The 17,774-nt window shown below is 48.2% G+C and carries 14 protein-coding genes and 1 riboswitch; of the genes, 1 reads left to right on the plus strand and 13 read right to left on the minus strand.

The window, feature by feature from the left end:
• Nucleotides 1-118 precede the first annotated feature (118 nt).
• Nucleotides 119-257, minus strand: a riboswitch (SAM riboswitch).
• A gap of 173 nt (nucleotides 258-430) precedes the next feature.
• From MKY97_RS23770 to MKY97_RS23780, 3 genes are all read right to left on the minus strand, one after another.
• Complete coding sequence (locus tag MKY97_RS23770; protein ID WP_342552703.1) at nucleotides 431-1,150, minus strand: Cthe_2314 family HEPN domain-containing protein; 720 nt, start codon at nucleotides 1,148-1,150, stop codon at nucleotides 431-433.
• A gap of 252 nt (nucleotides 1,151-1,402) precedes the next feature.
• Nucleotides 1,403-2,341, minus strand: coding sequence for a heme A synthase (locus MKY97_RS23775; RefSeq protein ID WP_342552704.1), 939 nt, complete (start codon nucleotides 2,339-2,341; stop codon nucleotides 1,403-1,405).
• 620 nt (nucleotides 2,342-2,961) lie between these two features.
• A complete protein-coding gene (locus tag MKY97_RS23780; protein ID WP_342552705.1) occupies nucleotides 2,962-3,306 on the minus strand; it encodes a thioredoxin family protein in 345 nt (114 codons plus the stop codon).
• 138 nt (nucleotides 3,307-3,444) lie between these two features.
• Here MKY97_RS23780 and MKY97_RS23785 point away from each other — a divergent pair, with 138 nt between their 5' ends.
• Complete coding sequence (locus MKY97_RS23785) at nucleotides 3,445-4,734, plus strand: DUF2515 family protein (RefSeq protein ID WP_342552706.1); 1,290 nt, start codon at nucleotides 3,445-3,447, stop codon at nucleotides 4,732-4,734.
• A gap of 304 nt (nucleotides 4,735-5,038) precedes the next feature.
• Here MKY97_RS23785 and MKY97_RS23790 read toward each other — a convergent pair whose 3' ends face one another.
• The 10 genes from MKY97_RS23790 to MKY97_RS23835 all read right to left on the minus strand — a co-directional run bounded on the left by MKY97_RS23790 (nucleotide 5,039) and on the right by MKY97_RS23835 (nucleotide 17,766).
• Entirely contained in the window at nucleotides 5,039-6,667 is a 1,629-nt protein-coding gene (locus MKY97_RS23790) for a polysaccharide biosynthesis protein (RefSeq protein ID WP_342552707.1), read from the minus strand.
• A gap of 64 nt (nucleotides 6,668-6,731) precedes the next feature.
• Nucleotides 6,732-7,172, minus strand: coding sequence for a DUF456 domain-containing protein (locus tag MKY97_RS23795; protein ID WP_342556438.1), 441 nt, complete (start codon nucleotides 7,170-7,172; stop codon nucleotides 6,732-6,734).
• Nucleotides 7,173-7,226: 54 nt separating this feature from the next.
• Complete coding sequence (locus tag MKY97_RS23800) at nucleotides 7,227-7,976, minus strand: Cof-type HAD-IIB family hydrolase (protein ID WP_342552708.1); 750 nt, start codon at nucleotides 7,974-7,976, stop codon at nucleotides 7,227-7,229.
• A 329-nt stretch (nucleotides 7,977-8,305) separates the two neighbouring features.
• On the minus strand, nucleotides 8,306-9,178 hold the full coding sequence (locus MKY97_RS23805; RefSeq protein ID WP_342552709.1) for a metal ABC transporter permease: 873 nt from the start codon (nucleotides 9,176-9,178) through the stop codon (nucleotides 8,306-8,308).
• Nucleotides 9,179-10,138, minus strand: coding sequence for a metal ABC transporter permease (locus tag MKY97_RS23810; RefSeq protein WP_342552710.1), 960 nt, complete (start codon nucleotides 10,136-10,138; stop codon nucleotides 9,179-9,181). It lies immediately after the preceding gene.
• 3 nt (nucleotides 10,139-10,141) lie between these two features.
• Nucleotides 10,142-10,966 carry a metal ABC transporter ATP-binding protein gene (locus MKY97_RS23815; RefSeq protein WP_342552711.1) on the minus strand — a complete coding sequence of 275 codons (825 nt, stop codon included), beginning with the start codon at nucleotides 10,964-10,966 and terminating at the stop codon, nucleotides 10,142-10,144.
• 31 nt (nucleotides 10,967-10,997) lie between these two features.
• Nucleotides 10,998-11,954 (minus strand): zinc ABC transporter substrate-binding protein, encoded by a 957-nt coding sequence (locus tag MKY97_RS23820; protein ID WP_342556439.1) that lies wholly within the window; start codon nucleotides 11,952-11,954, stop codon nucleotides 10,998-11,000.
• Nucleotides 11,955-12,188: 234 nt separating this feature from the next.
• On the minus strand, nucleotides 12,189-14,159 hold the full coding sequence (locus MKY97_RS23825) for a penicillin-binding transpeptidase domain-containing protein (protein ID WP_342552712.1): 1,971 nt from the start codon (nucleotides 14,157-14,159) through the stop codon (nucleotides 12,189-12,191).
• A gap of 324 nt (nucleotides 14,160-14,483) precedes the next feature.
• A complete protein-coding gene (locus MKY97_RS23830) occupies nucleotides 14,484-16,514 on the minus strand; it encodes a penicillin-binding transpeptidase domain-containing protein (RefSeq protein WP_342552713.1) in 2,031 nt (676 codons plus the stop codon).
• 106 nt (nucleotides 16,515-16,620) lie between these two features.
• Complete coding sequence (locus tag MKY97_RS23835) at nucleotides 16,621-17,766, minus strand: transglutaminase domain-containing protein (protein WP_342552714.1); 1,146 nt, start codon at nucleotides 17,764-17,766, stop codon at nucleotides 16,621-16,623.
• Between the last annotated feature and the right edge of the window lie 8 nt (nucleotides 17,767-17,774).

A 17,774-nucleotide genomic window follows, 5' to 3' on the forward strand; every position in this document is an offset into this window, starting at 1 on the left:
TACTGCTCCTTCCCCATCACCTACATATATCTTTACCCGAAGGAAGGGAAAACTCCCCTTTTAGCACAAAAAAAGAGCCCTTTGCAGATACAAAGACGGCTCTTCACGTGAAATGACCTTCTCATCTGCCAAAATCACACTTCATGATTCTGTAGGAATTAGCACCTAACACCTGAAATAAGAGACATTAAAGTCCATCATCGCAGATCGGTTGCCGGGCTTCATCGGGCCTGTCCCTCCGCCACTCTCGATAAGAGAAATATACAGTTGTAGAATTATATAGGTTCATGTAGTTCATCATATATAATGAGCGAACTGCATTAAATGCTTAATTACAGACACGATTCCATGTATGTTTCGATCTGAAACTCAGTATAGTCAAACTATTCCGATTTGTCAAATGGTATTATTTTCGGAGTCTGTCATGCCATTAACGTCTCGCACCCTGCTTACGCCAAATTTTATTGATGTATCGATACGCTGTATGCAGCGTTTCACAGACCATATCCACACCCTGCTGCATCTCAAGCAGATGCTGATCCAGATCCTCCAGCTTCACCTTCCCCTGCATCGTTTGATGCAGCTGCCACAAATCATCCTGCATCTCAGAATTCATATAATGTATCTCCATATTACGCCGCTTACGCAGACGGCTCATCGGTTCACGGTATTTATCCTTAATCTGAATGAGCTGCAGTGCCAATGCATGATGCTCCCGGTGATAATCAAACTGCCTCAGAACGGTATAATACGAGAAATGCACCTTCGTTTTGGACGTATTCAATTGAAAAATTTCATTTAATACGGTGCCCAATTTGTCCAAAATCGCGAAACATCTTATGAACGCGTCTTTGTAAAAATAAACATAACGAGCATACTCCGCTTTTTCCGCTGCACTCATATCTTCCGTGGAACCGGCCACCACTTTTTGACGAAAATGGGCTGCAGCAAAACAGCTCTGCTCCAGTTCATCCAACGAGGAGATCAGTCCTTGAGTCCATACATACAATTTCCGATAGTCATGATTCGGGTCATGATCCACATGCATCTGCCGCTCAAAAGATTCCAGCGTAAATGCCATAGTATCCATAGCTTCCTTCAATAATCCCTGATTAACCCGGGGCTTTTCACCAAGTAAAGTTCGCAGCATAGATGCCCTCCTCTTTCTCGCTGATCCTACAAAATATATATCGTCACAGCTGATCAACTGCTGAAGGCCGAAGCAAAAGTTCCCGAATTCCATCATCATTACAGCTTCGTTTAGGTTGCCCTGCAGCCTCAAACATCAAACAAAAGTCCACCTATCCAATGATGTACATCACCGGATGGTGGACTTTACAGCAAAATCCAGTACAGTTATTGATGCATTATACAGCATCACTATTTGTAGCGAAAAAACCTTTTAGAACCGGTTAACCGGTCGATGGAGCTTGTACACAAGGAAACTCATATAGGTCAAAATCCCGAAGAGTATGGCAATGTCCAGCATATGTGCCAGCGCCACAAACATGTAAACCTCTGGGCGGCTGATCGTCCACATCATGAACATACCGATGACCACTTGTAACAGAATCAAGACTACAGATAGTACACCAAGTGTCCGCAGTTCACGGTTATCAGGGTGTTTACGATAAGCAAAATGCCCCAGAATAGCAATAACAATAACAAGTGATACAGCTGCCAGACGATGGGCAAACGCAACAGCTACCCCGCCGGAGAGCTCTGGAACGATCTGTCCGTTACAAAGGGGGAATCCGGAACAACCTCCGGCTGAGTCCGTATGGCTCACGAATGCTCCGGTATATACCACCAGGTACGTATAAATAGTTGAAAACCAGACCAAATTGCGGAATCCCCTGCTGACGCGAGGATATTGGTTCAGACGTTCCAGACCTCCATATCTCGCTTCCTGCCGAATCCCGAGAGCCATCATTAACGAACTTGCGAAGGCAATTAGCGCGAATCCAAAGTGAAGGGCCATGACCGCCGACGATTGCGAGAATACAACCGCAAAAGCCCCCATAATTCCCTGAATGATGACAAACAAAAGCGTTAGGAAAGAGAACAGCTGCAGATCCCGGCGCTGCTTGCCAAATCGTAAGAAGGCCACAAACGAAGCGATGGACAACAGTCCTGCCAGTGCACTGACTGCACGGTGGGAATATTCGATCAGAGAGGCAACAGTATGAGCTGGCACGAGTTTTCCGTTACATAAAGGCCATTGTGTACCACAGCCAAGGCCCGATTCTGTTTTGGTTACGATCCCGCCGCCAAAGGTAGCCAGGAACATCACAAGACAGGTTAATACGGTTAACCATTTAAACAATGTTAAGTGTTTCAATTTTTTCTCACCCGCTGTTGGTTTAGATTGGCGAAAGGAATTCTTCGCTTGATGATGTTATTAACTTCATTGCTTGAGTACAAAATCAGCTGCATTGTTTATCCGGTACTTGTATGCTGCTTAGCAGCACTAGTACGATACTTATGCAGTGCTTGTTCTGCACTTTGACACTAATTTCACAACTAAATTCATTATACCGGATAAATTCCTCATTGACGCAGCGCTTTGTGACAAAATGTTAACGTCTGATACCATTTTGACCCGCAGGTCATTATACTAAACTCTTGGAAAAATTTGAAGGGATTTCGATACGGCAGCATACGGCCGCCCCCCCCTTTTTCATGAAGCCGAGCCCAGCCGTTCCTGAGAGCTGCATGAGATTGCACTGCTCTATAAGGCTGGCAGATTTATATTATGTAAAAATTGTGATTGTCTTATTAGAACAGAAAAGGCTGTCTTAAGCCCAGATTAGAGCTTAATTGACAGCCATGTTTTTGCAAAAAATTGATAAACGCTTCACAAACATTCTAATCATCTACCCTAAATATTGGAGTTTTATTTTCTAAATTATGCTCAACAATCTTCCAACATATAAGGGTTGGGTTGTATCCTTAACTACCTTACTTGTGAATCGTATTGTATACCTCTACTGCACGGTCCAGAAACTGTTCGATCTCTTCTCTCGACTTGCGCAGTTTGTTCACATAACGCACTAATTCCCGTCCGTCCGTGTAAGCTACGAAGCTTGGGATGCCCAAAATATTTTGTTCCTGACTCACTGTACCTACCTGGTCAACGTCCACTTCAATGAGTGTAAGATTACGTGAATACTTCGTTTCCACCTCAGGCATAAACGGATCGATGTATTTGCAGTCCCCACACCAGTCTGCCTTGAATACGGCCACTGTCAAACGCGGCGATTGAATCGCTACATCAAATTCCGGTTTGGATGTAATCTGTTCCATTGTCACATCTCCCTTTCTGTACCTTGTCTCCATCTAAGTGAAGCAAATTGGTGATTGGAAGTCAAATGTTCAGCGCATACTTAGAATAACCACAAGTTCTGGCATATCAAACAGTTTCTCATGAAAGGGTGTCCATTCATGACTTCCACCAGAAGTGACTCTTCGGATAACCAGCACACAGGTTCTATCCTGCAGATCGTTCGATCGATCCCCGGAGCAGCCCGGGAAGTATGGCGCGGTAAACAGGCGGCCTGGCATGCATCCTCCCAGCTTAGACATCCTTCACGTGACCTGAACTGGAAGGCAGACACAGCAGCGGCTCTGCAGGTTGAAGTTGAGCGGCTGCTGCCCGCAGCAGGCAGACCCTCTCCTTCGCGGAACATTCAGGCGCAAAGTGCACTGGTATGTGAAGAAGACTGTATCATTCTTGAAGAAATCAAGACCTTAACGCAGCAGCAGAATCGCAGTAATGTGACACGTACGGCTGCTTACTTGGAATGTTACGAGCAGTATCCCGAACTGCACTGGGCACTGCTTGCGCACATGGTATCCCGCAACGGCGGATATCATATGACCGACCTGCACAGCGACCTGATGCATAATCTGCAGAACCAGGAGGCTCGTGGGCATATGTATCGCCTGCTGGAGCGGTGCAATGCTCTTATATTTCAAGATGCATATCCACAGCTGCAGCTGTATATGCACAGTCGGCGGCTTGGCCGAAGCTGCTTCCATCTGCTGTCCCATTTTCACGTATCGGCATTTATGACCCCATTCTGGGAGCGCTTCTGGCTGGAACGCTGCAGTTCCATTCTCAGTGTGGCGTTAATTATTAATGAGCAGAACTATATTGAGAGCCGGGTGGTACAGCATCCGTATTTTCAAAAAGAAGTGCTTTCCAAACCTGCTTTTCATCTGCACAATCTGGCGGGGCTGAACCATATCGTTTTCCCTCTCGGACAAGGAGGTGGACTCACCGGACGGGTCATCGAACATTTTGGCAAATTAAATGAACGCATCCAGTTCGGCAAAGTCTTGTATGCCCTGTTATTCGGTGTAGAACAGGTCCTGCAGCAAGTGTTGGAGTTCGCTCGCACCGTTCCTCACGGCGGCTCACGGGCGGAATATTGGCCGGGTCTGTTCACCAAGCATCACAGTGGACCCAAGGATCATAACCTGTATGCCGCAGCCTTATTGAATGAGGAATGGCTGCCGGAAGGTCAGAGGCTGTACTCGCCAGAGCTGCTCACTGTCTGGAGCGATACCCCTTATGAACCGATTACAAGACATGACTGGCTTCAAACACGCGATTGTCTTGGATACCTTACTTCGCCCCGCAGACCTTGGCTGTTCGAGATGAGTCATGAGCATCGGTACGGCATGTTAAAAACGGCTTTGGCCCATGATGTGCAGGAAATTACTCACTAACAATCGGAGCAAAAATAACATGAATTCCATCCAAAAGGAAGCAGCACTTGCACTCGTGCGAAATACAAGTTAAAACGTACAAACCTGCAGGCAAAACGGTACACCTGATACCACCACAAAAAGACAACATTACAAAATCCAAAACACCCGACGCAGCAAGTTCAATATTCACCGTTAAGAAAGCCATATCTGATGTAATAACAACGCAGCGCGTAAAAGAAAAAAAGCGCAGTCCGCTGCAGGAGCAGACCGCGCTTTAATAAATCAAAGGCTGGTACACAGCCTACGCTGCCAAAATAACGAATTATCCACGCTGCCCGGCACCACGCTGTAGACGCATAAGTGGACGAAGAATTTTTTGCAAAATTCGTGGATAACTGCCCAGCTCGTCCTTACGCAGGACGCGCAGCATAACCATCAGCACGAGATACACCACAACGACCAGCACCCCCACTACCATACAGGTGACCAGGAACGATACGCGTGCAGGCAGGAAAGCACCAAAGATCTGATTCCCGCTCCAGTTGGCTGCAAATCCAATGCCTGCCGCCAACAGCACCGTAATCATAAATCCAAGCCAGCGATCTCCCATAATCGAGAAATCCACAATTTTGCGCAGTACACGCAGATTCAAATATGTGATGACCAGGAAGCACAGCGCCGTTGCGATAATAATCCCGTAAATGCCAAAGATCGGCGCCAGGATAAGACTCGCAATCAGCTTCACGATAATACCTGCCGCTACGCTAATCATCGTGATTCGTGGTTTACCCACCCCAAGCAGGATGGAATTCGTCGTCATCATGGTAATTTGGAAGATGGTACCGAACGTCAGCAATGCAATAATCGGCGTACCGTCCGGACTTGTAAATATCAATCCGTTTACCGAATGAGCGGCTGCACACAACGTAATCACAATTGGCATCCCGGTCAGGATAGAAATACGCATGGCCAGCGTCACCTGATTTTTCAGGTGAATCTCATCTTTACGGGCAAAGGCCGCCGAAATGACAGGCACAAGAGACTGACTAAGCGCGATTGCCAGAATTGGCGGAATACCTGCAATACTTTGAGCCTTCGCACCCAGAATTGCGAGTACTCCTGTCGCTTCTCCCACACCGATCTGTCCGCTAAGCAGCGGAACGACGAGAGAGGAGTCGATAAAGTTAATTGCCGGAACAGCAAGAGAAGATAACACTATCGGGATTGAAAGTTTAAAAATATCGGTGTAGATGCCGCGCATCGGCAGCTGCTCTGCCCGCTCATAATGCAGCTGTGCCGCACGATCACTTTTGCGGAGCTTCAATGTGAAGTACAGCATCACAGCAAATGCGCCGATACTGCCAAATACACCACCGAAAGATGCCCCGGCTGCAATCGTCTGATCATCGTAATTCCACTGCAGCATTACAAATGCCACAATAATCGCTACGCCTACGCGCGCAAACTGCTCTACGATCTGCGAGATACCACCTGCCGTCATATTACCGCGTCCCTGGAAATAACCACGCATCATCGCGATCGCCGGGAAGAGCAGCAGGGCCGGAGCAAGCGCACGGATGGCACTCACGGATTCCGGTACTTTGGAAATATGGGTGGCATAGAATGGTGCCGCAAACCATAACAGAACAGACATGACGACACCGGCCACTGCCGCGAAAATAAGGGCTGCACGGTAGATCTGCTGCGCTTCCCCTGCGCGTCCGAGCGCGTAGCGTTCCGAAACCATCTTACTCAGCGTACTCGGTATGCCCGCCGTTGCCACAGTTAACAGCATTAAATACACCGTATTGGAGATCGTGAACGATGCGTTACCGATATCCCCGAGAATATGCTCCAGCGGCACGCGCTGCACCAGACCGAGTACCCTTGCAATCAATGCTGCAGCCGCCAATATGAGCGTACCTTTAATAAATGTTTCCTTCTTAGACAAAACGAATTCCCCTTCTTTCCCCCACACCGGACCTCTCCGGACCTAAGCTAGCTAACCTGACATTCTAGGCGAATCGAACCACCCAAATAATGAATAGAACAATCATCACAAGCTGCAAAATAATTTTCATCACCGTGCTCGTAAACAGCCCGACGACAGAACCAAATCCAACTTTGGAAGCTTTGGAAGGTGAAGAACCGCCAATGATCTCCCCGATAAATGCACCGAGAAAAGGTCCCAGAACCAGTCCAAACGCCGGAATCACGAACGGACCAATGATCACACCAATGGTACTCAGCGTTGTAGACAGCTTGGAGCCGCCAAACTTTTTGACCCCCCAAGCACTGACGACGTAATCTGCCACGAACAGCACTACCACAATGAGGATCTGTATAATCCAGAACCAGACCCCGAACGGATCAAAGCTGAAAAACCAGCCGTAGACCAGAAATGCGAAGAAAATCGCGATTGCACCCGGCAGAATCGGATACACCGTACCTGCCATACCTACTGCAAACAGCAGTACAATTAAAATCCAGCCAACGGTTGCGAGCAAAGGTTACTCCCCCTTCAAAATATGTTCACGAATCAGATGAGCAATGCCATCCTCATTATTGCTTCCAATTATTAAATCTGCCGCTTGTTTCACCTGCTCCTGTGCATTGCCCATAGCAACACCCAGACCAACCGCTTCAATGACAGCCAGATCGTTCAGACTGTCGCCCACAGCAACCACTTCGGACATGTTGATGCCCAGCAGCTGGCATACTTCGGATACACCGGTAGCTTTGGATACGTTCTCCGGGTTCACCTCAATGTTTACAGGAGACGAATTGGTCATTTGCAGACCACCCATCTGCTGCAGCTCCATCATAATCTGATGACGAACCTCATCATCCTCAGTGGTGAATCCAAATTTCAGCCATTCCAATCCTTCGATATTGTCCGTCCAGCGATCTCGGTTAAACAGCTCCTCCACGGAGTATGCCCAGTACCAGCTGTTGTATTTCTCCCCAATCTCATGCATCTTGCGAATCAGACTCGGGTCCATCAGATGACGCATATGAAGCTCATGCGGTGCTTTCCAGACCTCGCTGCCGTTGACGGTCACCATCGGTGTTTCCAGTCCGAGCTGTACCGCATAAGGCATGGCGTGGTATACCGCTCTTCCCGTAGACAAGCACACGTGCACCCCGCGCCGGATCGCAATCTGAATCCACTTGGCCGTCTCCTGTGTAATTTCATGATTATCATTCAGCAACGTGCCATCCATATCCAGGGCAAGCAGTTTGTATTTCAATTCACTCATGCTGCAAATCCTCCTCCAGTATTTCTCTCTCCATGTTATCTTCCATTGAAACTCTCTTTCTCCATATTCTCTCTAAAACAACAAGATCGCCCGGTATCCGCTAATGGCGGACGCCCCGGACGTCACAGCTAACGCCATTTTACCACAGATCATCCATATGCAACAAAGTAACCTGTATTCGGATCTTTGACGCTTCGCCGCAGCTGTTGTTGAAAAAAAGGTTACCAAAAACCGCCTGCCAAGCAGGCGGTCACTTGAATAAACTGATTTGTGCAGGTTAAGCACAACCGCGGGGTGTACCCCATGCCGATTGATGCTTCTGTTTGCATTTACCTTGCCGCATATTTACGACGTACATAACGAAACACGATACCGTGTTTTGGAGACAGCAGCAGCGCGAGTACAAACAATATGCCTGCTGCAGCCACCATACATCCTGCAATGGAAGCATCCATCGCGTAAGCCATCAGGTAACCGCCAACAGAGGAAGCCGCACCAATCAGCACAGCATACAGAATCATTTGGCCCAGCCGATCCGTGAGCAGATAAGCTGCCGCTGCCGGGACAATTAACATACCTACGACAAGAATAGAGCCGACACTTTCAAAAGAAGCCACCGACGTCATGGATACCAGCCCCATGAGCAGGTAATGGAACAGCACAACCGGGATGCCGCAAGCTGCTGCCAAGGCCGGATCGAAGGCACATAATTTGAACTGTTTGTAGAACAGCCCAATCACGATGAGAATAACAAGCAGCGTAATGCCCAGCATCCACACCGCCCTCGGCCCCACATCCATTCCCCGCAGCGTTAAAGTATCCCACTGCACATAAGCAATCTCACCGAACAACACACAGTCCAGATCCAGATCGATATGCTGTGCATTCAGACTAATCAGGATAACCCCCACAGCGAAGAGTGCTGTAAATACAATACCGATGGACGCATCCGAAGACAGTCCTCCGGCCTGAAGGCTCTGAATGAAGAATACCGTCAGCAGTCCAAACACCGCTGCCCCCAGCAGCATCCACATCGAATCTCTGGACCCACTCCACAGAAATGCAATCGCGATTCCCGGAAGCACCGCGTGACTGATCGCGTCACCGACCAGAGCCATACGTCGGAGAATGAGGAAACAACCCAGAATTGCGCAGGCGGAGGAAACGAATACTGCCGTTAAAATAATCCAGAACGATGCCATTTACATCTCCCCCCGTTTCTGTGCTCGGGGCTGCGCAGCGAGGGTCTGCAGCCCAGCCTTCTCTTCGCGCATATAAGCAGACTTCGCCTGCATGCTCCGCAGCTTGCGTGCAAACAATCCGCGTCTTGGTGCGAACAGAGCAGATCCGGCAAACAGCAATGTTGCCGCCAGCACCGTTACCGGTCCAGTTGGCAGATTAGGGACAAACGTACTGAACACCGTGCCTGCTGCACCACTGAGTGCACCGAATAGTCCAGACAGCAGCACCATCAGTGCAAGAGAATCCGTCCAGCATCTTGCCGCCGCTGCCGGGGTCACCAGCAGCGCTGCAACCAGCACCACGCCAACCGCTTGAATTCCAGCCACTACGGCAATGACGGTGAGCAGCAGAATCAACTGCTCCAGCACGCCTACAGGCAGGCCCATGCCTCTTGCAAAACCCGGGTCAAAACTCACCAGTTTGAATTCTTTAAACCAGACAAGGCAGGCGATGAGCAGTACAATACATACCCCGGCCATCACATACACATCCGTAAGCACCATAGATGCTGCCTGTCCGAAGAGATACTTGTCAAGTCCGCTCTGGCTTCCGCTGGCGCTGTGCTGAATACGTGTCAGCATCACCACACCGATTCCGAAAAATACCGTCAGCACAATGCCCATGGCAGCATCCTGTTTGATCCGTGAATATCGGGTTATCCAGGAAACACCGAAAGTCGCCATAATTCCCGAGAGGAGCGCACCGAGCAGAAATAATCCAATCGACTTGGTTTCTGTCATCATAAACGCAATACATATGCCGGGCAGTGCCGCATGGGCAAGGGTATCACCCATCAAACTTTGGCGGCGAAGAAAGGTAAACGAACCGATGATACCGCTGCTGAACCCAAGGAGCAGACAGCCAAGCAGGATCCAGCGTGTGTTCGGATCTGACAGAATGGAAATGATCCAGTTCCACATAGGTTACACCTGACCTTTCTCCGTCCGGCTGCCAATCATTGCAATCCGGCCTCCGTACGTCTCCTGTAATGAATCGGGCGTGAATACTTCGCTTGTAGCTCCAGCTGCTACCATACGACCGTTGAGCAGCAGTACATGATCGAAGTATTCTTCTACTGTGGCCAGATCATGATGGACAACCAGCACCGTTTTCCCCTGCTTTTTCAGTTCTTCCAGCAGCGAGATGATCGCTTTCTCCGTCGTAGCATCCACGCCAGCAAACGGCTCATCCATGAAATACAGATCTGCCTGCTGCACCAAAGCCCGCGCTAGAAATACACGCTGCTGCTGACCTCCTGACAGCTGGCTGATCTGCCGATACATATAATCTCCCATACCCACCTGCTCGAGGCAGTGAGCCGCCATATCCTTTTCCTTTTTACCAGGACGGCGAAACCAGCCCAGATGCCCGTATCGTCCCATCATAACTACATCTAACGCATGCGTCGGGAAATCCCAGTCTACGGACTCCCGCTGCGGAACATAGCCGATACGCCGGCGTGCTTCACGATAGGACTGTCCGAAAATTTCTATGTCACCGTGCATTTTGGGCACAAGTCCCAGAACGGCTTTGATTAATGTGGATTTACCGGCTCCGTTTGGCCCAAGAATGCCAATCAGCTGTCCCTCGGGAACATCAAAAGTTACATTACTGAGCACCGGCTTTTTGTGATAAGCCACAGCCAGATTCCTTACAATAAGAGGAGAAGATGGATTCTTCGTTCCTTGTCCAAGCCGATCACTGGACGTATTCACTATTGGCTGCTGTTTCACATTTATATCACTCATCAACGTCATTCTCCTCTCTCCAGATGAATTATTATTTCAGCGCCGCTGCGATGGTTTCGACATTGTGGCGCACCATTCCAATGTAGGTGCCCTCTTCAGTACCTTCGGCTCCCATGGCATCTGAGAACAGTTCCCCGCCTATACTTACGTTATGGCCCTTTTCAGCTGCGCCGGCTATGATGGCTTCCATCGCTTTCGCCGGCACGCTTGATTCGATAAACACAGCTTTAATCTTGTTCTCCACCAGAAAATCCCGCAGTTCGCTTACATCCTTGGCACCGTATTCCGCTGCCGTACTGATGCCTTGAAGCCCCATCACTTTAATCCCGTAGGCTTGGCCAAAATAACCAAATGCATCATGGGCTGTAACCAATACCCGGCTTGACTCGGGAATCTGCCCAATTTTCTCCCGCACTTCCGCATCCAGAGCTTCCAGCTTCTCCAGGTATGCTTGTGCCTGTGTCTTATACTGCTCTGCATGTTCCGGATCTGCTTCGATCAGCGTGTCTCGAACCGCTTCTGCCGCACGCATCCAGTGCTTAACGTTAAACCAGACATGGGGATCATATTCCGTTCCACCTGTCGCTTGGCCGGAATGGAGCTCTTCTGTCGGAATTTTCTCCGCAACTGCAGTGACCAGCTTACTTTTAGACATTTTCTCTAAAATGTCTGTCATTTTGCCTTCCAGGTGCAGGCCGTTGTAGAAGATCACTTTGGCTTGCTCCAGTTTGCGGATATCTCCTTGAGATGCCTTGTATAGATGCGGGTCTACCCCGGGTCCCATCAAGCCGGTAACCTCAACGTATGCTCCGCCTACCTCTCTTGCTGCATCCGCGATCATTCCTGTCGTTGCTGTGACCTGCACTTTCCCATTCCCGCTTGTTCCCGGATTGCTTGAACAAGCTGTCAGCACGATAATCAGCACAATACATGCCAGAGTAATGAATCCACGTTGAATACTCCTCATCTTCACCTTTAACAATTCCAGCCTCCCCTTTCCCTCTACTACAACATTTGTCCTCAACTAATTAAGTTGTACAAGGTATCAACTTTTAAACTCGTCTAATAATGTTTCCCTTGTGCAAATTTTATCTGATGACAAAACAAAAGGCAAGGGATAATTTCCCCTGCCTGTCCTGAGGTTTATATGCAGCCGCATCAAATTAAACCAGCTTTGTCCTTTAAATGAACTGCACCATCTTTATAAAGCTTATCCTTAATCCTACTCCTGCTTCTGGTCCTTTTTGCCCTTCGGAATACCATCCAGTCCATACACTTCATCGTAAGCATCAAAAATTTTACGTGCTATAGGTGAAGCACTGACCGATCCAAACCCGCCTTCCGGTACGACAACGGCTACAGCCAGCTTCGGATTCTCCCGCGGAGCAAAGGCAATAAAGACCCCGTTCTCCTTTTTATTCGGTCCGGCTCCCTGCTCGGATGTTCCCGTTTTTCTGGCGTAATCATAAGGGAATCCGTCGAATGAGCTTACTTTGGTCACCATGCCCTTATGCACTTCGTTCCAGTGTGCATCCGCAAACTTCACCTCATTAAGCACTTTTGGTTTGAACTTCTTCACCACATTGCCATCTGCATCTCGAATTTCCTTCACCAGATGAGGCTCCAATCGTTTGCCTTTGTTCGCAAGCATGGTAGTGTACTGGGCCAGCTGCATCGTCGTATATTTCGCCTGCTGGCCAAATGATGCAAACGCCAGGCGTGTTAGAGCCGACTCATGATCTTCCTTATACTCCAGTCGGCCAAGAAATTCATTAGGCAGATCAATGCCTGTGGACACACCTAAACCAAAACTCTTCATGTATTCGTCCCATTTTTCAATGGCTTTTGTTCCACCATATTGGTTTAACAACCGCTTACCCACCATATCAATCATAAATGCATTGGAAGATTTTTCGATGGCTCTGCGTGCCGTAATATTTCCGTTATACGCCGAGTGAGAGTTTTTCACTTGTCGTCCATCTTTGCCAAGTACAGCATACCCTTTATCAGGGTACGTCTCTCCCGCAGTGAACAGTCCCTCTTTCAGTCCGATGAGTACGCTCAGCGGTTTAATAACCGATCCAAGCAGCACAACGGATTCAGCATGACGCGGTTTGTTATCATTCGGAGGGAAGGACTCTGTTGTCCCGTTGCGGAATACATATTTAATTTTGTCATAATCCCAGTCATTCGGATCGTAATCCGGCATGCTGGCCATCGCTACGACATTACCTGTATCCACTTCCATCGCTACAGCGTAACCCGTGATAGCTTTAGGCAGTTTCCGCAATTCATCGGTAATAGCCTGCTGTGCCGCAAGTTGAATCTCCTTATTGATCGTGGAGACCAGACTGTATCCCTTCTCCGGTGGAGTCAACTCCATCGTACCCGTAGGCAGGTTCCGGGAATCGATGTCAATGGATTGATATCCGCTTCGCCCGCGAAGCTCCTGCTGATACTGCAGTTCCAGACCGTCAAATCCAACCTTCTCATCCTGTGAGTACACCAGACCCGGGTCACGTTGAGAGGCAGATTGCTTCATAATGGTTTGGTACTGCTTCATTGTTGTTGGAACACGTTTGAATTCTCTTGTGTAACCAATAACTTGTACGGCAACCCGATCCGGGTCATATCGGCGTACATTTTCTTCCAGAACCATGATGCCGGGGTACTCCGTTTTTTTCTCCATAAAAAAAGCGATTTCCTCGGTCGACAGATCAGACTTAACTAGTCTTGGTACATAACCAAACGTCTTCTGATGATTGAGATCCAGCCGTTTGACAATTTCCTCCGCATCCGGCTGCGTCTCATCTCCCGGATTGAATCGTTTGAATATATCGGCAAGCTCCTGTGCCAACTCCTCGGCTTCCTGCCTGCGATCATCATTGCGATAATCTTCATATAACAAAACATACAGGGACTGCACCGGCTCCGAATAAGCAAGCGCCACCTTGCCGGTCGCATCATAGATCGGACCCCGTACCGGAGCAAGCGGTATATCCTTTGTATTCCGGGTAGACTCCATATACGTCAGTTCAGGTCCTTCTACAAACTGCACAAACGCCAGTCGAAAAATAAGGATGCTGAATATCACAAATGCCGCGAAAAAAAACATATTCAGTCTGGCTGTCGAAGCTTTGTCAACCACACGTTCATTTTCATTCGGCGGTTTGTTTTTCAATCGTTTAAACATGTGCTGCTCTCTCCGTTCCTAAAAAAGTAATATATTTATAATCATGTTAAAACGTCAGAACAGACCGAATCGACATATTTTCTCCTCTTAAGTTTATCAAAAGCAAACTGTAACGTCCTTCTATTTTTGGTTACATTTCTGTAATAATGGTAGTGCCAAACGTATGGCATCGATGCTCATTTTTAAACGTTGAATACGGTAATCTGCTGTACTCCCTCTGTATATAACGTACTGCGAATCATTAGGTTACATAAAATTCAACAAAAAGAGACCCATCAGATTATTCTGAGGGCCTTCTTCTGCCTGCAGTGTCTCACTACCGGATTATTGTGTACTCGTGTCTGCTTCTTTGTTTTTATCTTTTTTAGGGATGCCGTCCAGGCCGAACTCTTGATCGTAAGCATCAAAGATTGCCCTTGCAACCGGAGCCGCACTGCTGGAGCCGAAGCCCCCTTCAGGGATCATGACAGCAACAGCCAGCTTCGGATTGTTACGAGGCGCGTATGCGATAAACACCCCGTTATCCACCGGTCTGCCTCCAATACTCTGTGTCGACGTACCTGTTTTTCTGGCAAAATCATAAGGGAAACCGCCAAAGGAAGAAACCTCGGTGGCCATACCACGCTGTACCTCATTCCAGTATGCATCACTGAATTCTGCTGTGCTGAGTACCTTCGGTTTCACCTTCTCAACAACATTACCTTCTGAATCCCGGAACTCCTTCACGAACTGGGGCTGCATTCGTTTTCCTTTGTTCGCTAACATCGTTGTGTACTGTGCCAGCTGCATCGTTGTATATTTACCCTGCTGTCCAAAGGAGGCATATACCAGCTTGGTGAGGGATGTTTCATCGCTTTCTAAATATTCTTTACGCCCAGGCCATTCATTGGGCAGATCGACTCCTGTTTTCACACCGAGTCCAAACTGCTCCATGTACTTATCCCACACGCCAACGCCCTTAGCTCCATATTGGGCATAAAGCTTTTTACCAATCTCGTCGATCATAAATACGTTAGAGGAATGACGAATGGCATCATGTGGACGCATCGGACCGTAGACGTGACCCGAAGAGTTCTGTACGCGGCGGTTGTCTCCGCCGAATGTGGTTGAACCCCGGTCGTTATACACCGTGTTAGTCGTAAAGAATCCTTCTTTTAATCCGATCAGGACACTGAGCGGCTTGATCGTTGAACCGAGCAATACAACGGATTCAGCCCTTTTTCTAGAATCACTAGGCAGGAACCCCCGAATTGTACCGTTCTGATAAATATATTTGATTTTATCGTAATCTTCATTGCTTATACTGCCCGTTCTCCACACATTCGTGTCATAATCAGGCATGCTGGCAGCTGCCACTACTTTACCTGTATCTACTTCCATGGCAACGGCAAATCCGGTGGTTGCATTAGGATGCAGTCTGCCTGATACCGGATTGCGATGAAGCCAGCTCAGTTGATCCAGGATCGCCTGCTCGGTTTTCACCTGCACATTTTTGTTGATGCTGGAGATCAGGTCGTATCCTTTTTGCGGCGGTGTTGTACCTGCTACACCTTCGGGCAGGTTGCGCAGATCAACATCAACCGACGTATAACCACTTTTACCTCGCAGCTTATCCTGATACTGAAGCTCAAGTCCATCGAATCCGACAAACTCATTCTCTGTATACACCAAGCCTGGATCGGTCTGTGTTTTATTCGCTTCATCCACTTCTTTATACTTGTTCAATGTTTTGGAGCTTTTGAATTTTTTCAAATAACCAATGGATTGAACAGCTACTGTGTCCGGATCGTAGTAACGTACACTTTCTTCTATGATCTGGATGCCCTTGAATTCATCCTTATGCTGAAGGAAATAAGCCACCTCTCCTTCGGACAAATCACTCTTGATGAGCCTTGGCATAAAACCGTTCGCCTTGCGTGAATTCAAGTCCATCTCTTCAATGATTTTATCCACAGTCAAAGATTCGGCATCTTTGGCTTTATACTTTTCGAAGACTTCATTCAGACGCTTGGCCATGTCCTGAACTTCGCCAATTTTGGGGTTCGGCTTCCCCTCCACATCCCCGTAGTTTTTATACAATGTGAGATACAAGGACTGGATCGGTTTGGAGTATGCCAGCTTCACCGTGCCCGTCGAATCATAGATCGTTCCTCTCACAGGAGCAAGCGGTACATCCTTTGTAATGTTGCTCGCTTCCTCCTGACTGAGCTCGGGACCTTCTACAAACTGTAGATAGGCCAAGCGCACAATAATCACACTAAATATGACAAAAGAAGCAAAGAAAAATACGTTCATCCGGTAACTAAACCGCCGTTTGTCCGCAAGTTCATCCTTCTCGTTGGAATGCTTTTTCATTCATCCTACCTCTTTCATGACTTTGATACATAAGCGCAGCTGCCGGATAATCCCGGCATGATCACCTGGAAGTGTCGTTATATTCAGAACCTTGTCTGGCTTACAATCAAGCGGACTGATCTTTCACATGGGTGTCGGCAAAATTGGGAGGATTAAACCAGTCTCCACTAATCGCCCAGGTTGGATCAAGCGGAACCCAGCTCCCGGAATCACTCAAATATACTTCGTTCCAAGCATGAGGGCCGTAACCTCCCTGACCGTTATATCCCAAACCTGTAACCACCCTGACATTAATACCTTGGGAACGTGCCATCACCGCATAGAGGCGGGCATAATCGATGCATACCCCTTTGCGAGTATCAAATGTATTCTGAGGGGTCTGCTCATGCCATATCCCCTTCTGTTCGTAATCATCTACTTTCCCGTAGTCGTATTGAATCCGGGTACCTACCCAATCGTACAGAGCTCTCGCTTTCGCTTCATCCGTCGTTTTCCCTTTGACGATCTCCTGCGCAGCCTGTTCAATATCTGCCGGAATATTATGATCGATCACCTCGTACTTCCGCTGCAGAATACCTCCCAGTTCCTTCTGAACGGCCTGGGTAAATACCGGAAGCTTGTCCTTGATGAACGTACCGGACAACGGCTCAATAACTGATTTGGCTCCCTGCATATAGATCGGTGAGGCCTCCACATACCGACTGAACATGCTGCCCGGATAAAGACTGACGATCATGAACAATACCGCGATCACAATCATTCCGCGGACCGAACCGATAACTGTACCAATGACCGCACCTGTCAGACGGCTGATCATGCCTTTAGGTTTGTCTGGTTCATGACCTGAATGTCTTCTGCGGAACAAGAAGGAGGATAAGAAACCAAGGATCATGCGAATGATGCCATAACTCAGTACAAATAATACGGCAAACCGCATCAGCGGAAAATCTGCAATGGCTGTAACCAGCGTATAATACAACTGCTCCCATCGGTTCAACTCACGGTTAGGCATAGCTGCGGCATGCGCAGACAACCACTGCTGCACGTATGGCGCAAGCCATAAGGTTAATCCGATGGATAATAAAATACCGATGACCGCCATAATACCGTCCATAAGGAAACCAAAGAGTCTTCCCGCGGAACGTGAAGCTCCTCTGGACCATCCCTGCAGTAAGGAAGCCGCTACGATCAGCAGCAGCAAAATGGTAATGCCATTTAACTCCTTGAGGCTGTCCAGCCATGTTTGCAGCACGTCTTTAT

Origin of the sequence: Paenibacillus sp. FSL R7-0652 (assembly GCF_038595045.1) — a bacterium.
In the GTDB taxonomy this organism is placed as follows: domain Bacteria; phylum Bacillota; class Bacilli; order Paenibacillales; family Paenibacillaceae; genus Paenibacillus.

Excerpts from the sequence above, each read along its gene's own strand:
- MKY97_RS23795 (WP_342556438.1), bottom strand. The coding sequence starts at position 7,172 with ATGGCAGGTACGGTGTATCCGATTCTGCCGGGTGCAATCGCGATTTTC.
- MKY97_RS23780 (WP_342552705.1), bottom strand. The coding sequence starts at position 3,306 with ATGGAACAGATTACATCCAAACCGGAATTTGATGTAGCGATTCAATCG.
- MKY97_RS23785 (WP_342552706.1), top strand. The coding sequence starts at position 3,445 with ATGACTTCCACCAGAAGTGACTCTTCGGATAACCAGCACACAGGTTCT.
- MKY97_RS23830 (WP_342552713.1), bottom strand. The coding sequence starts at position 16,514 with ATGAAAAAGCATTCCAACGAGAAGGATGAACTTGCGGACAAACGGCGG.
- MKY97_RS23770 (WP_342552703.1), bottom strand. The coding sequence starts at position 1,150 with ATGCTGCGAACTTTACTTGGTGAAAAGCCCCGGGTTAATCAGGGATTA.
- MKY97_RS23800 (WP_342552708.1), bottom strand. The coding sequence starts at position 7,976 with ATGAGTGAATTGAAATACAAACTGCTTGCCCTGGATATGGATGGCACG.
- MKY97_RS23810 (WP_342552710.1), bottom strand. The coding sequence starts at position 10,138 with ATGTGGAACTGGATCATTTCCATTCTGTCAGATCCGAACACACGCTGG.
- MKY97_RS23825 (WP_342552712.1), bottom strand. The coding sequence starts at position 14,159 with ATGTTTAAACGATTGAAAAACAAACCGCCGAATGAAAATGAACGTGTG.
- MKY97_RS23815 (WP_342552711.1), bottom strand. The coding sequence starts at position 10,966 with ATGAGTGATATAAATGTGAAACAGCAGCCAATAGTGAATACGTCCAGT.
- MKY97_RS23805 (WP_342552709.1), bottom strand. The coding sequence starts at position 9,178 with ATGGCATCGTTCTGGATTATTTTAACGGCAGTATTCGTTTCCTCCGCC.